The following is a 15573-nucleotide window of genomic DNA, read 5'->3' on the forward strand; positions in this document are numbered from 1 at the left end:
ATGATCGTCATGATCTCGGTGTCGGCTCAGATGATCTCTGTGAGGTGGGTTTTCGCAGCTCGGGCGTACTTTGGGATCTTTCCGCCAACCTCCCCCGGATCCCGGGCGTGTCGGAGGTTGTCGCAATCGACATTTCGCCGCAACTCCGGCACTTAATCTTGCGTACATCGATGGCTTGTCCGTCCTCGATGGATGCTGCAGTGCCCGGCGTGGCTGTCTCACCTCCCGTCCGGTAGTCGTCGACAGGCCGATGTGGAAATTGTCGCTCACCGGGTCGGCTCCGGCAAGGGAAACGGTTGGTACGAGTGGGTCTCCCGGTCGAACGAAAAGACCGTCCACCGCCCCGGATCCGGTGCCGCCAGGCGGGCACCCAACGCCAGCGAGATCGCCACCGAGCCGCTGAGGAACACCGCATACCGGCCGGTGCGGGCGGCACTCGGCAACGCGGCGGCCAGCCACTCCCGGCGGGCCTGCTCCACCACACCCGTATAAGTGGGCGCGTCCTCGGTCAGCAACGAACCCGCGCTGCGCAGCACCAGCAGGTGACCGATGCCGTGCTGTCGGCAGGTCTCCCGTACCGGATCGGCGAACTGGTGCCCGAAGCCTTGCAGATCCAGCGCGAGCGCCGCCCGCGACGGATCCCCGCCCGCCACGACCTCCAGGCTCGCCGACAGCGGAGCCGCCGTCGACTCGGTGGCCCGCAACGCCGTCGCCGCGAAATACGGGGGAGAGCCGTCGGCCTGGCGGACGGCGTGGACCCGCACCTCACGCGAATGGGTGTGACCCAGCCGGGCCCCGAACCAGAACGCCAGATGCAGCGGCATCGTCGGGATCAGATTGACCCGGGTCGCCTCCGGCGTCAGCCGCTGCGCCAGCATCAACGCGTTGAACGTCTCATCCGCCAGCTCCTCGACCCGAGACTTGTCCACCGCCGGATCGCCCGACAAGGTGACCGCCGTCGCCACCGTCACCGCACACGTCGACCGGCTGAACTCCTCGGCCTGCTGCTCGTACTGCCGGGCCCTGGCCAGCCCGCGCCCGACGTCGCGCGCGGTCACCACGATCCCCACCTGCACTTGCCGGTGCGCCCGCTCCCGCAGCCCGAACCCGGCCACCAGCAGCGCCACCCCGGCCACGCAGCCCACCACGAACCACCACCGGCCGGCCGCCTCACCGACCATCACCGACTTGGCCGCCTCGACACCGAACCCGCCGGCCAGCGCGCCGCCGACCGCCACCGCCGCCGTCCCGTCCGACAACGCCGCCCGCAGCCCGCCCGCCCAGCCGCCCCGGTCACCGCCCGACCCGCCACCGGCCCGGCCCGCCCGGCCGCCACCACCGGTGGCCGAGCCGAACACCGTCAACCGTGGCCCGTCCCAGCGATCGTCCGTCACGGTGCCATCTTCGGCGCAGAGTCTGCCACTGTGGAATCAGCTGCCGGGACACGCCGACGATCAGATTTCCGACACGGCGGGACGGGTCGCTGACTCGCTGGTAACGTCGGCCGGCTCGACGTCATCATCGGAAAGTGATCGGGATAGGACGGACCGTGTTCCCTCGCACTGTCTACCTGCTACACGCCGTCGGCCACGCTGACCTGGGCGTACCCCCGCCGGACAAGACCGGCGCCGCCGAGCTGCTCGCCCGGCTCGGCCACCTGTCACCCGAGGACGACCGCGTCGCGGAGATTCTGCTGCTGCGTCTCCCGGCGCAGACCACCGGCGACACCGCGCCGCTCGCCGCCGCGCTCGCCGCACTGGGGACCGACCCCAACGCGGTCGACCCGGGCACGGACATCGTCGCCGTACACCTGGTGCTGGTCAGCACCGCGCAGGTCCGCCCGATCGCCGCCGCGATCTCCGACGCCGTCGACCACCGGCCCGACCTGTACGGCGGTCACGTCGCCGCCGTCACGATCGCCGAAGCCGACAGCCTTGACGAAGTCGACGTCGCCGACGCCGTCGGCCGCGTTCTCGACACCCGCGCCGACACCGCCACCGACCGGGCGTACGTCGTCTGGGGCAGCGGCGCCACCCAGTCCGCCCTCGGCGCGCTCGACGCCGTGATCGTCTCCGGGATGCCCTGGTCGTTGATCCGCATCGGGCCGACCGCCGCGCCCCGGCACGCCGTCTACGACCCGACCGCCAATCTTCCCGTCGACCCGGTCGTGCCGCTGCTGCGCCGCTGGCGCTACCACGACCTGCTGCGCGACCTCGCCGATGCCGGCCAGCTCAGCCTCACCGCCGACCAGCGGCGGATCATCGACGTCGAAGCCGACCAGTACGGTCGGGCCCACACCGCGCCGACCGCCGACCGGGTCCGCGCAGCGATGGCCGCCGCGTTGATGCGCGGCGACGGCAGCAGCGGATTCGCCGTCCGGGTCTACGTCGTCTACCGCTACCAGGAGCTACGCGAGCACGACGGGAGCACTCTCGACCTGCTCGACTGGGCACGGCGGCGCAACGGGCGGCGGATCGCGACCCTCGGGCAGATGTTGCGGACCATTCGCGAGGAACAGCAGGACCCCGATGTGCTCGCCGCGAAAGCCGCCGCCAGCGGCCAGTGGCTCACCTCCCCGGTCGTGGCGCAGCTCAACGAGATGGGCAAAGCCAGCGCCCACGAACTCGCGCCGCCGCAGCCGGCGATGCTCGCCGCGCTGCGTGAGCATCTCGCCGCGTACGACGCCACCCGCCCCGACGCCCCGCCGGCCCCGCCCGGACTCGGACCGGTGACCCTGGCACCCGGCGACACCGTCTGCTACCTCACCGTCCTCGGTGACCCGCCCCGCGACGGCAGCCCGTTCATCGTCGAACAGGTCGCGGCGGCCGCCGTCGACCGCGACCGGCGCAACGACCTCGACCCGGCGGTCCGCACCTACCTGGGAGTGCCGGCCGGCCACCCGGTGCCGGTGCGCGCCATCGTGCTCGGCACCGCGTCACGCACCTACCCGTACGCAGAGGCGGTCGCCGGCCGGCTGCAGGCCGCCGGGCACCCCGCCGTCGCCGCCCCGGTCGCCGACGTGGGCACCGCCGCCGACGACCCGGCAGCCTTCACCGAACAGGCCGCCGCCGAGCTGCTGGCGCGGCACCTCGGCGAGGACATCGGGGCGATCGTGCTGATCCCCACCGGCCCGAAGGAACACGTGCTGACGGTGCTCGCCGCCGCGCAACGGGCCGCCGCCGCCCGGGGCATCCCGCTGTTCCTGCGGCAACTCGTCACCAGCGACCGGGACGTGCTCACCGCCGGCACCCACCGGCTGCCGCTGCGCTTCGGCACCGACCAGGCCATCCTCACCGCCGCCGGCCACGCGCTGGACATCGCCGAACTCGACACCGCCGCCCGGCTGCTCGGCACCCTCGCCGGGGGAGCGCCGCTGAGCGCCCGCGCGTTGGGTCTGTCCGACGCGCTGCGCTGCGCCAGGGCGCGGCTGCGCAGCTGGCCGGCGCAGATCCAGGCGACAGCCACCGCCACCGAGGACTGCACCATCCGGATGATCGCCGAACGGATCGACGTGTGGGCTGCGCTGCCCGGCGTCGACACCGACACCGCCACCGGGATGCGGGCCGTCGTCGGCGCCTGCGCCAGCTTCGAACACTCCCTGGACAACGATCAGCTCAAGGCCGGGGTCCGGCAGAAACTGCTGCGGCCGATGTTCGAGGTCCGCAACCGGCTGACGATCACCCACGGCGGTGGTCCGTTCGACAACCGCGCCCTGGCCGAGCTGGTGCGGCAGCGGACCGGCGGAACGCAGCACACCGTCAGCGGTCTGCTCACCGAGATGGCCGGCGCGGTCCGGGACGTCCTCGGTGACCGGCCCGGCGACGGCCCCCAGCTGGTCGACCTGCTCGACGGGCTGCGTGCCGACGTACGGCGGCTGCGCGACGCCGAACAGGCCCGCCGGTCGCGCGACGCCGCCCAGTCAGGACGGGCCGGGGCCGGGCTCCGGTAGCGGGACCTCCACCGGAGCCCGGCGGCCTGTTTACCGGCGGTGGTTGCCCGGCCCGGGACGGTGGCCGTAGCCGCCGGTACGTCGATTGGCCGGCTGGTCCGTCGTCGGGTCGTACGGCAGCGGCAACGAGTCCGGATCCGCCGATGTGCCGAGGGACAGCCGCCGACCCCGGCGGCTGTCCCGCTGGTTGCCGATCTTGTCGTTGGCGACCCACCAGTCGTAGGTGGTGGCGCGCGGCCCGGTCTGCGCCGCCTGGTCCGGGCCGTCGGCGGCGTACCGGGGGTAGTGCACCGGGACACCGACGAAACCGTACGCCGTGTTGAGGAACCCGTCGCGGACCTCGGGCATCCGCTGTCTCAACATCCCGTCGTACGCGGCGGCCAGCCGTCCGGGCACTTCGGCGCCGTCGGCCGTCGGAGACAGCGACAGTGTGCGGTACCGGTCCAGCAGCCGGTCGCCGGTGAACAGCCGGGTGTCCGCCCAGTCGACCTCGACCCGTACCGCGCCGAAGCCCAACGGCTTGCCCAGCCCCAGCTTCAGACAGGCCCCGTCGGGCAGCGACAGCAGCCACAGCAGCGCGGCCAGCTCCATCCGGCTGAAGTTGTCGACCTGCAGTGTCAGCCGGAACGTGGCACCGGGTTTCACCCAGTGCGACACCACCGTGCTCACGTCGGGTTTCGCGCCGTCCGGCGCGGCGTACTCCCGGTAGCGGGGCCGCCCGCCGACCTGCGGTTGCTGCGGGGGGTCGGCCGTCTCCGCCGGCGGCGTCCAGTACGCCGGCGCGCCCGGCACGTCGTCGAGCACCTCGGCGTGGGTCAGGTAGGTCTTGCGGCCCCGCAGCCGCCGCACGTCCGCCGCGTCCGGGAACCCCTGCGCCGGATGCCGACGCGGGTTGCGCAGCGGCGCACCGGCGCGGTCGCCCAGATAGAACAGGAACTGGGACGGCTTCGGCGAGTTGAGCGTGACCAGGGTCAACGGGCGCGGGAGCCGGTGGACCGAGTCGGCGCCGGGGGCGTCGTCGCCGTCGGGCGGCAGCACCCGCAGATGACCCCGGTGGGCCACCCCGTCGTCGTCGCGGCCCTGCCGGACCCAGCCGAACACCCGGTCGGCGGGGGAGAGCAGCGTACGGTCGGTCGCCGGCCGGTGCGACACCGGCAGACTGGTCAGCGGTGCCCCGGGGAACGGCTTGCGGCCGATCATCGCCGGATACAGCCCGCTCGGACTACCGTGCTCGTCGTACTCGACGTAGAGGGTGTCCCAGACCTGCAGGGTCCGCCACCGTTTCGCGTCCCACACGTAGCCGCCGTAGTTGCCTTTCAGATCGCGCTCCGTGTCGTGGGCGCGTTGGTAGGAGTCGATCACCGCCGACCAGCCGGTGACCAGCGACTCGTCGACCTTGATCAGGCTGTAGTCCAGCTCGACGGGGCTGTCGTCGTCGAGCAGGTCGGTGACGAACAACCGCTCGTCGTGCTTGCCCTTTCCTCGGACTCCGCCGGCAGGGAAGGTGCTGCCGGTCCAGTGCACGACACCGCGAACCCGGACCAGCGGATGATCGGCGATGTGCTGTGCGTCCCGGCTGCGGTTCTGCTCCGCCCGGTCGCGGTCCCACTCCGCCCGGTCGCGGGGGACCTCCCGGCCCGTTTCGACGTACCCGGCCACCCGCCAGAACAGGAAATTCCGACGGCGGTGCCGGGCCAGATAGATCCAGGCGTCGACCTCCCGGCCCCGCTCTTCGCTGCACCGCGGCGGGTGCGGACCTTCGTTGTGGTTCGACCGCCCACGGCAGCCGCCGGGGCGGTGACAGGCCAGCCGCCGGGGCAGCCACGCCGCCGGATGGACCGGCTCGTCGGAATGGCCGTCCGGCCGCAACGCGCGGATCACCTGCAGATGGACCGTACCGTCGCCGACCTCGTCGACCACGGCCGGGCGCAACTGCAGCGCCGACTTGTCGGCGGTGGCCCGGATCGCCAACTGCTGATCGTGGCCGGTGAACACACCGAACCGGGAGTTGGTGATCGCCTCGTACGCCGACCGCAGCGCACCCTTGACCGCCGATCCGGCCAGCTGAGGGCGGCCGGCGTGGTCGACCCGTACCGGCAGCGGCGCGTCGGGGCCGTCGCCGTCGGCCGCGCGCCGCCCGTGGTCCGGGATCAACATCGGCGTACGGGTGGTGACCCGCACCGCGATCGTGCCGCTCCACCGGGTGGCGTCGTACCGGTCGTGGCCGGCGGGTGGTCCGTCGCGCAGCGGCTCGGGCAGGCCGTCGCGGTCGGGGATCGGGACGAAGCCGTACGGGTTGAGAAAGCTGCGCTCGGCGGGCCGCAACTCCTTCGGACCGTCGGCGTCGACGGGTGGGCGCTGGTCACTCATCGGGCTTTTCCTCCTGGTCCGCGTTGGGGTGTGGGCTGGCGGTCAGCCCGACGAGTCGTTCGTCGACCACGGCGACGTTGCCGTGCCGGTCCTGCTCGACGTACTCGACGACCCGCAGCCACACGAGATGGCCGTCGGCGGGAGCCGGGCCGTCGACCGGGACGTGCAGCACCCCGATCCGGGCGTCGTGCAACGCCACCCAGCCCGGCCCGGGAGCCGGGCCGACGACGGTGCCCCACAGCAGCCGCCGGTGTTCCGCCAGCCCGTCGCCGCCGACACCGGTCGCGGAACCGGACCCGGCGGAGACGTGCCGCCAGCGCAGCTCCTCGGCGGCGGTGAACGCCCGCAGCTCGAACACCCCAGTCAGGTCCAGGGCCGCCCCGTCCGGGCCGGTCGGCACCCCGTCGACGCCGAACCGGAACCAGCGGACGTCGGCCGGCCGGTAGCAGAACCCGACACCCGCCGTACCGCCGCTGGCGAAGTCTCGCAGGGCCGGGCCGACCGGGCCGTGCCCCCGGTCGACGACGACCCGTCCAGTGGTGCTCATGCGTGCCCTCCTGCCGTCGCCAGCCGCGCCGCCGTCCGCCGCGCCGTGGCCTGCCATGCCGCCGTCAACGGCGCGGTCACCTCGTCATCGGTCAGCATGTCGGCCAACGACCGGCCGTCCAGCGTGGTGCACCAGCCGGACCGTGGGCCGGCCCGCAACGTCACCGCGGCCGGGTCGACCCGGACCCCGCCCGAGCCCCGGGTGGTGCCGTGGCCGAAGCCGATCCAGCCGTCGCAGAGGTCCCGCAGCACCAGCAGCAGCAACGCCAGCGCCGCCCGCCGGTCGTCGTCGGCGCTGGCGGTGGCGTGGGCGCTGGTCGTCGTCGGATCCTGGTCGAGCCGGTCCACCGCCAGGTCGAGCGTGATCGGCTGCCACGCGCCCGCGTCGGTGGCATGCGGCTGGACCGTCGCGAACAGCAACGACTCGGCCGCCCCGCCGGTCCAGCGGTCCACCGCCACGTGATGGGCGATGGTGAACCGGATCCCGTCGACGGAGTCGTTGAGTTCGTCGACCGCGCGTTGCAGCGTGCCCAACGCGGCCCGTACCTGATCGGCCGTGCGTTGCGGCCCGTCGTCGCCGGGCGGATCGGAGCCGTCGTCGCCGGGCGGCTCGGCTCCATCGTGGTCGACGGTGTCGGCGAGGCGTCGCTGCAGCAGGCGTACCGCCTCCCACTGCGCCGTCGGCAGGGCGGCGGTGCTGACACAGGTCGCCACCCGCAGGGCACCCCGGCGGCCGGCCGGCAGCGTCGGATCGTCGCCGTCGCGGGCGGCGGCGGTGCCGAACAGCGCCGCCACCGGCCCCAGCCCGTCGGCCCGCATCTGGTCGAGGAACTTCTCCGGGGTGCAGGCACCGGTCACCGTACGGGCGATCCGTTCGGCGTGGCTGCGCAGCACCCCCTTGATCGAGCTGCCCGGCAGCTCCAGCCGGGTGTGCTCACCGTCATGTCCGGTCAGCGGAAACGCGCTGACCACGTCGCCGTCCGAGCTGACCTGCACCGCCAGCGGTCCGTGCGGACGCCACGGTACGACGAACCGCAGCACCCCGGGCGGCACCTCGTCCGGGTCGGCGGCCGGCAGGTCGACCGGCTCGCCGCCGGTACGCAGCGCGGCGAGCATCCCGGCCCGGCTGACCAGATCCGATTCCCGCAGTACGGCGTCGGTCAACCGGACCAGACCGAGCCCACGGGTGACGGCCGCGCCGACGCTGATCCCCGGACCGCGTAGCCGGGCCGCGACCGCGCCGACGAGGTCCTCCGCCGTGGCGGCGTCGGCGCCGGCCGGCGCGTCGACCACCATCCGGAACGCGAACCGGGTGCCGGCGGCCAGCACCTCGCGGCTGAACAGATGCCCCCGGGCGGCCACCCCGTGCACCCGGTCGATCGACACGTGGTCGCGCACCTCGACGTACGGCGTGCCGACGGCGCAGGCGTCGTCGACCCGTACCCAGGAGGCTTCTCCGCCGGTGCCGTCGCGCTCCGGCGGCAACCCCCACAACCGGTGGTCGGGTACGCCGTCGGCGCGCAGCGCGGACTGGATCACCCCGGCCAGCGCGGTGCCCGGCAGCAGCGGTCGGCCCGCGCCGTCGCGGGCCTGGACCAGCTGCGCCGGCCCGGCGTCCAGGCCGCCGATGTGCAGCGGCGCCTGCGCCACCAGGGAGCCGGTCAGCTCCCAGCGCCTGATCACCCGGCGACTCATGCCGGCACCTCCTCAGGGTGGTGGTTGGCGGCGGGACTGTCCTGCCCCCGGGTGCTGCGGCGCCGCTCGACAGCGGCCCGGACCACCTCGGCGAGCAGCCAGCCGGCGGCCGGTCGGTGCAGTTCGTCGGCGACACCGGTCGGCGGGCGGACCCCCAGATGCGACCAGAGCACCTCGTCGCCGGAGGCCAACCGGTCCAGCAGGTCGAGCCGCTCGACGCCCCAGGACTCCCGGCGCGCCCGGTTGCGGCGGGTCGCCGCGATCCAGCCCCGCACCTGGGCCGGGTCGTCGCCTGCGGTGAGCCGGTCGGCGAGGGTACGCAGCGCGCCGAGCTGCGCCATCGACACGTCCGGCGGCACCAGCAGGTCGCGCAGCGCGTCGTCGGCCACCCGTACCGCTGCGGTCCGGTGCAGCTCCCGCCGCCAGCCCCGGCGGACCAGCTCGGTGACCAGCGCCGGCGTGGCGCCAGGGCGCCCGGCGGGCGTCTGCGGGCCGGCGGACCGGGACACCGCTGCCGGCTCCGCTGCCGGCTCCGCCGCCATCGCGACGGTCGTCCGGTCGAGCAGTACGGGTTGCAGCGCCAACCGGCCGTAGCCCTCGGCCGTGCGATCCCCGACCCCGGTCGCCTCGACGCGGTGCAACGCCTCCTCGTCGGGGACACCGATCATGTCGAACCGGACGACGCTGCCGGCGGCCAGCCCGGTCAGCGACGGGCGCGGCATCGACCAGCGGCGCTGCCACGACTCGACCCGGCGGGTGGTGAGGAAACCCGCCGGCAGGCGGTCGGGGCTGTCGTCGGGCAACGTCAGGTCCACCCGCAGTGCTTCGGCGAGCGTGGCCGCCAGTGCCTGCGGGTCGGTCACCGGCTCACCGGCCGGCCCCCGCAGCAACAGGTCCGACAGCAGCCAGACGACCAGCTGCCGACTGTCGGTCACGGTGCCCCGCGCGGCCAGGGCGGGCGTGCCCGGGGCGAGTACGTCGACCCTGACCCGCCCGTAGTCGTCCTTGCGGGACCGCCCGATCGCGTGTTCCCCGTCCAGCCAGTCGGTGTCCAGGTCGGCGTCGGCCGGCAGCCACAACTCGCAGCGCAGCGCCGTGCCGGCGGCGATCGCCTCGTAGACGAACAGTCCGCCGGAGTCCTCGGTCGGCCGTTGCGGCCCGTCGTCGACGACGGCGTGCGCCTGCGTCACCAGGTCCACCTCGGCGATGCGGATGCCGCCGGCACCGTCGGCGACGCAGAAGCCGACCATCGGCCGCAACCGCTGGCTGTCGTCGGCGCGTGGGGTGAGCAGGTTGACCAGCTGCTGATCCTGGTCGGCGTCCTTGGGCCGGTGCAGGGCGCGCGGCAGCGGCAGCGACCGCTCGCCGGCGATCTCGACGGTGGCGTTGGTGACCACCGCCCGCCCGCCGGTGATCAGCTCGGTCGCCTGCTCACCGAGTGCCTTTGCCACCATCGGCAGCAGCGACGTGCCCGGCACGAACCGTTCGGTCAGCACCATGTTGCCGAGCACGCCCCGGGCCACCAGCAGCGGAGTCAGCGTGGTGATCCGCAGATCGTGCCGGTGCACCGGCGGGTCGGACATCCGGGCGCCCAGGGTCGCGCCGGCCGGGTCGGCGACAGCCGACGGCACCACCTCGGCCGGGGACCGGGCCTGGTCGACCCGCTCCAGCAGCGCCCCCAGCCGACGACCGACCTGCTCACCGGCTACGTCCGTACCGGCTGATTCGGTGCCGGCTGCGTCGTCACGTGCTGCGTCGTCACCTGCCGCTTCGTCGCCGGCGATGGTCACCCGGCAGCGGCCGGCACCCCGGCGACGCTTGCCGCCGATCGCGTCGACCAGCCGGGCCGCGGCCCGCAACAGCAGCTCCGCCTCCCACGGCACCGGCGCGCCGACGGCGAGCCCAGGAAAGGTCAGCTGCCAGTCGGCGGTCACCGTCAACCCGACCGCCGCCCGCTCCTCGACGCGCAACGTGTCGTCGGCGGCGGTGTGCCGGTCGACGTCGATCTGCACCCCGGGGCGCAGCAGCACGGCCGCCTCCCGGGCCAGCACCCGGCTGCGTTCGTCGAGCGCGGCGATCGCCGCCCGGACCGGGCCGGGCAGGTGCAGCGGCCGGCCCTGCAGGGCCGCCGGGACCGGGCTGGTGCGTGGCTGCGGCCGGAACTGCCCGCCGGGGTCGAGGCGTTGTCGCGACGACGCGCCCGGCTGGCTGCCGAACACCGCCTCCACCCAGGCGTACCAGATGCCGTCGGCCGCGCCGTCGGCCAGGCCGACGGCGACGGTCTCGGCCGCGTCGCGCAGCACCGCCGTGAGTGCCTTGCCGCGCAGCATCGGCAACCCGTCGGCGTCGCGCTGCACCTCGCGGTCCACCGCGCCGTGCCGGGCCGTGCCGGTGCCGCACGCCCAGTCACTGAGGAACACCACCGTGACCGTGAACGGCCGGCCGTTGCGCAGACCGGCGCCGGTGTCGTTGATCGGGTCCGGGCCGCTCATCAGGCCGCCACCTCCTGCCGGGTCTGCGGCGCGCCGTTGCCGGGGCGGCCGGACTCCCGGCCGGCGTGCGGTGCGGTGCCGGCCGCCATGTCGATCAGGTCGACCGCGCCGGGGATCCGGCTGAACGAGACCGGGCGATCCGCCGACGGCTCCGCGACCAGCAGATTTTCGTCCAGAAAGGACCGGGCTGCGGCCGGGTCGGCCGCCCAGACGCCGACCTGGTCGCTGGCCCGGACCGCTTCGGTACGGCCGGCGAGCAGCGCCTGGCGCAACCGGTGCAGGGCGCCACGGGCCAGTACGGGCGGGTCGTCCTCGCCGCCCAGCGCCTCGAGCACCTTCCGCAGCCGGGTGACGTCGTGCGCGTCAGCCCAGCCGCCGGGCTGCGGCGCACCGATCACCACCGGCCCGGGCCACAGCCGCGACTCAGCCACGCCGCCGTCGCCATCCGGCACGGTCAGCGGTGCCCGGATCCGGGCCAGACTCTGCCCGACCGAGTCGTGCAGCACATGGAAGTCCAGCGCGCCGCAGCGCTCGTCGACCCGCTTGATCTGCTTGGCGGAGCCGCACAACTGTTCAGCCAGACCGTACGCCTCGCTGAACGGGTAGTGCGGTTTGACGTACGCGATCCCGGCGCACGCGGTCAGCCCCGGGTGGCCGACGTCGGCCAGTACCCGGGAGATGGCCTCGTGCCCGGCGGCCGTCTCGGCGAACTTCGCCACGAAGGTCGCGGTCACCTCGAACGCCGGCCGGGCGTCCATCACCACGGTCACGTCGTCGCCGCCGACGACCAGCGGCAGCAGCCAGCCGGTCCGGTCGGTGACCTGCGCGACGGCGTACCGCAGGGCGGCGACCGTCACCTCGTCGAGCGCCCGGCTGAAGGCACCCAGGTTGGCCAGGAACTCCTCGCCGGCGTAGGAGTCGGCGATGCTGCGGAACACGCCGCCGATGCCGTTGCCGTCGGCGTGCATCACCGCCACCCAACCCGCGTGACTCACCCCGTCGGCCAGCTTGGTGGCGTCGACGACCGCCTCGTTGCCGAGCTTTCCGGCCATCCGGTCCCGGCCGGCGTCGCGTCGCCGCCAGGCCGCGTCCACACTGGCCGCCCTCGGGTGCGGGGTGCCGCCCTCCTCGCCCATCGCGGTCGACGGCTGCCCCGAGTAGTGACAGGGCCGGGTGAACGGCAGCGTCGGGTGCCGCAGCAGCGGCGACGGTCGGCGGCTGCGCCACGCCGCCTGCCGCTGGTACGCCCGGGTCAGCGCCGGGCTCAGGTCGGCGTCGTCGGTGACCGGATCCGGGTCGACGGTGCCCCAGATTTCCAGGCCAGGTGCGTCATCGAGAGCCCGACGGGTGACCGCCTGCACGACCGCCCTGCCGGTGTGCGCGTCGGCGGCCAGCAGCAGCGCCTTGCCGGAGGCGGCCACAACTATCTCGACGACCGGTTCCGGACATCCTTCGTTGATCTTGTCGACGGCATCTTTCACCCACCCGGTGCCAGCCTGGAAGATCAATTCGCTGGCACCGACGTTCACCGCTTGTTTGTTGCTGGCGAACACGTACGCCTGATTGGCGCCGGTCTCTATCACCACCCAGTGCCGGCGCTTACCGCTCGCTGGAGACTGGCTGCTCATCGGTTCCCCTCTGTCGTCGCGGCGTCTGCATCAGACACCGGCGGACAGGTGAACCCGGTATACCGGTCCACCGCTGCGTCGAAGGGCAGCCGGCAAACATATCCGATGCGGCCGCCCGAGCGCAGTGGACCCTCAGCCGAATTTCGGACAGTCGTCCGGCGACGGCGATATCCAACCGGGGCCGGGATGCCAGTAGTGATCTACTTCGGCTGATCGACTCGACACGCCGAGCCGCCGTTCGAGAGCGCGAAGTGGATCACGACGCCGTCGATTCGGCGACGGCTGGTGACGGCACCGGCACCGGGATCGGTGCCCGGGCCGGATACGTTCCCCACGGTTCGACCAGGTACGGGGTGAGAAAGGCCAGCAGCAGACCGAGCGCGACCCCACCGGGCAGATAGCCGATCGGGTCGTAGCTCTGCTGGTACTCCAGCCAGGGAATCAGTTGGCCGACCCCGAGCGCGAAGACCACGCCGCAGATCAGGGCCACGTATCCGGCGGTCAACAGCACCACGCCGAGCCCAATGCCAGCGCCGACGCGGCGTGCTCTTGTGACACGGCCCGCCTTCGGCGTGCGACCTACTCGTGGGGCGCGGATCGCCGCGATGGTCAGCGCGGCGGCCGGCACTGCCAGCGCCGGCGCGACGGCCAGCAGGACGTAGCTGACCGGCGACGCCGTCGTGGCGCCGCTGAACAGCGCCGTACTGAACACGGCCGCGCCGGCGCCGACGGTGAGCGACCAGGCCGCCGCGGTGGTCTCGGGCAGCGTCCTGATCGGGGTCCGCGCCGAGGACGCGGTCACCGCGGCACTGGCGACGATCGCCAGTACGGTCGACAGGCCGACGGTCACGGTCAGCGCCACCACCGGGACCGGTGGCCCGTCGCTGAGAAAGACGCCGTAGAGGTAGTTTCCCGGGACCAGGAACGCGGCCAGCACGGCGAGCCGCGCGATCAGCAACATGTCGCGTTCCGGGGTGCGTCGACGGGTGGGGGCGAGGTGATCGGTCGCCCACCACGCCGCGATCGTGAGCAGCAGCGCCCCGGCGGCCAGCCAGGGCAGCGCGACCGGGGTGTGCCAACCGGACCGGACCACCCCGACGGTGGCGGCGAGCAGCACGACCGGGCTGGCCAGCGCGGGCAGCAGCGAGGCGCGCCGGTACGCGGCGGCGGCCGCCAGACACACCGCGACGCAGCAGATGGCGTACATCTGCAGATCCTGCATCCAGACCCGGCCGGTCGAGGTGTCCCACTCGGCCCAGCCGGCCGGCGCCGCGTCGGTGTGCGGCCATGGCGTCTGCAGCCCGATGTTCGGGGTCAGGTAGGCGAGGGCCACCGCCCAGCCGATCGCCGCGCCCGCCGCGCCGCCCCAGGCGAGGATCTCCCGCCAGGACCGGCGCAGCGGGCCGGACTCCGGCTGACCGCGAACGACCTCCGGCCAGCTCGGGTCGGGCCGGCTCGCCGGGATCCGGACGACCACCCAGTGCGCCACGGCGAAACAGAACGCGTTCGTGGCGAGGGTGGCGACCGTGACGACCGGTGTGGGCAGCGTCGCCCACCAGCCGTACGGGGTGAACAGGTAGGCGACGATCAGTCCGCCACCGATGACCGGCACCGTCGCCACCAGCAGGCGTGGGGCCGGGGTCGGACGTGGTCGCGGCGGCGTCGGCGGTCGTGGCCGGACCGCCCGCACCGTGTACGCCAGGGACAGCGCGACGGTGCCGAGCAGGATTCCCGGCGGGATCGGCAACGGTGTCTGCGCTCCGGCCGGCCCGGCGACGAGCACGGTCGCGGTCAGTGTGATGGCGGCGGTGCCCGGTACGGCGGCGGCGAGCGCCCACCGGGTGGCGCGGCGGGCGAGGGTCGCCACCACGACGGTCAACGGGATCAGCGTCCCGGCGACGACTGCTGTGCCCACGTCGGTGCCCGCCGGACCGGTGCCGGCGGCAGTAACTGTCGGTCCGGTGAGGGTGATCGCCAGGTGGCGTACGGCCGATCCGGCGACGATCAGCCCGGCCAGCACCGGGATCGTCGCGGCGACGCACCACGGCCCGCTGACTGGTGCTCCCCGCCGTCGGCGCATCCGGTCGGCGAGCAGTACGCCGCAGCCGATCCCGGCGGCGACGTGCCCGGCGCGGTGGAGCAGGGTCAGGACCGACGGCAGGTCGTCGCCGGTGCTGGTGGCCATCCACAGTGGTCCGTTGGCGAGGATGGTCAGGATGGCCGCCGCCAGCGGGGCGAGGAACAGTGCGACGACGTGCAGCGCGGTCCGCTCGACTCGGTCGACCGGGACCGCGCTGACGGAGTCGATCCCGGATCGCCTGGCGCAGACGAGGCTGGCCGCGAACCGGACCTGCCGCCAGGCGCGCACCGGCACGGGAACTCCCGGTTCGTGACCGAGCATGTACGACTCGGCGAGCCATTCGCGGATCAGTTCGTCGCGGTCGGCGGCCGGCCAGCGGCGGGCCGCGACGACGAACGCCCGGTGGACCAGCCGGCTCAGCATGCTGGTCACGCGGGTTCGGGGGAGACGGTGCCGGGTCGGCCGGTGGCCGGGTCGGCGTGCCCGGGTGCGTGCGGGCGCAGCGTGGCGTAGAGCGCGGCCAGCTCGGTGCGGGCGGCGGCCAGGCCGTCCGGGGTGAGCTGGTAGTAGCGCCGGGCCGGGCGGCCTTCGGCCACCGGGTCGATCTGCTCCCACTGCGCGTACACCCAGCCGGCGGCCAGGAGCCGGTTGAGGATCGGGTAGAGGGTGCCGCTGGGCTGCCCGGTGGCCCGCATCAGCTCCAGGCCGTAGCGGCCGGTGCCGGGGTCGTCGAGCAGTGCCGCCAACACCCGGGCCACCCCGGTGGTGATCTGGACCGGTCGCGTCATACCGGCAGCATACTCGGACATCTAC

9 protein-coding genes are annotated in these 15573 nt (G+C 73.8%); 1 reads left to right on the top strand and 8 read right to left on the bottom strand.

Annotated elements, in window-relative coordinates:
- Positions 1 to 266 precede the first annotated feature (266 nt).
- Positions 267 to 1394, bottom strand: a complete 1128-nt coding sequence (locus tag O7608_RS16010) for an SAVED domain-containing protein (RefSeq protein WP_289210726.1) — start codon at positions 1392 to 1394, stop codon at positions 267 to 269.
- A 155-nt stretch (positions 1395 to 1549) separates the two neighbouring features.
- On the opposite strand from O7608_RS16010, the gene O7608_RS16015 reads away from it, so the two are divergent.
- Positions 1550 to 3949 carry a hypothetical protein gene (locus O7608_RS16015; RefSeq protein WP_289210727.1) on the top strand — a complete coding sequence of 800 codons (2400 nt, stop codon included), beginning with the start codon at positions 1550 to 1552 and terminating at the stop codon, positions 3947 to 3949.
- Between the two features lie 30 nt (positions 3950 to 3979).
- Here the strand turns inward: O7608_RS16015 and O7608_RS16020 are convergent, their stop codons facing one another.
- The 7 genes from O7608_RS16020 to O7608_RS16050 all read right to left on the bottom strand — a co-directional run bounded on the left by O7608_RS16020 (position 3980) and on the right by O7608_RS16050 (position 15548).
- Positions 3980 to 6319, bottom strand: coding sequence for a TIGR03986 family type III CRISPR-associated RAMP protein (locus tag O7608_RS16020; RefSeq protein WP_289205337.1), 2340 nt, complete (start codon positions 6317 to 6319; stop codon positions 3980 to 3982).
- On the bottom strand, positions 6312 to 6866 hold the full coding sequence (gene csx19 / locus O7608_RS16025; protein ID WP_289205338.1) for a type III-D CRISPR-associated protein Csx19: 555 nt from the start codon (positions 6864 to 6866) through the stop codon (positions 6312 to 6314). The genes O7608_RS16020 and csx19 overlap by 8 nt, the downstream gene beginning before the upstream one ends.
- A complete protein-coding gene (locus tag O7608_RS16030) occupies positions 6863 to 8560 on the bottom strand; it encodes an RAMP superfamily CRISPR-associated protein (RefSeq protein WP_289205339.1) in 1698 nt (565 codons plus the stop codon). Before O7608_RS16030 ends, csx19 begins: the two co-directional genes overlap by 4 nt.
- Positions 8557 to 11052 (bottom strand): RAMP superfamily CRISPR-associated protein, encoded by a 2496-nt coding sequence (locus O7608_RS16035; RefSeq protein WP_289205340.1) that lies wholly within the window; start codon positions 11050 to 11052, stop codon positions 8557 to 8559. The genes O7608_RS16030 and O7608_RS16035 overlap by 4 nt, the downstream gene beginning before the upstream one ends.
- Entirely contained in the window at positions 11052 to 12680 is a 1629-nt protein-coding gene (locus O7608_RS16040; RefSeq protein WP_289205341.1) for a Cas10/Cmr2 second palm domain-containing protein, read from the bottom strand. The genes O7608_RS16035 and O7608_RS16040 overlap by 1 nt, the downstream gene beginning before the upstream one ends.
- A 256-nt stretch (positions 12681 to 12936) precedes the next feature.
- Positions 12937 to 15192, bottom strand: a complete 2256-nt coding sequence (locus O7608_RS16045) for a hypothetical protein (RefSeq protein WP_289205342.1) — start codon at positions 15190 to 15192, stop codon at positions 12937 to 12939.
- On the bottom strand, positions 15189 to 15548 hold the full coding sequence (locus O7608_RS16050; RefSeq protein ID WP_289205343.1) for a PadR family transcriptional regulator: 360 nt from the start codon (positions 15546 to 15548) through the stop codon (positions 15189 to 15191). The genes O7608_RS16045 and O7608_RS16050 overlap by 4 nt, the downstream gene beginning before the upstream one ends.
- Positions 15549 to 15573 lie beyond the last annotated feature (25 nt).

The organism is Solwaraspora sp. WMMA2056 (assembly GCF_030345095.1).
Lineage (GTDB): Bacteria > Actinomycetota > Actinomycetes > Mycobacteriales > Micromonosporaceae > Micromonospora_E.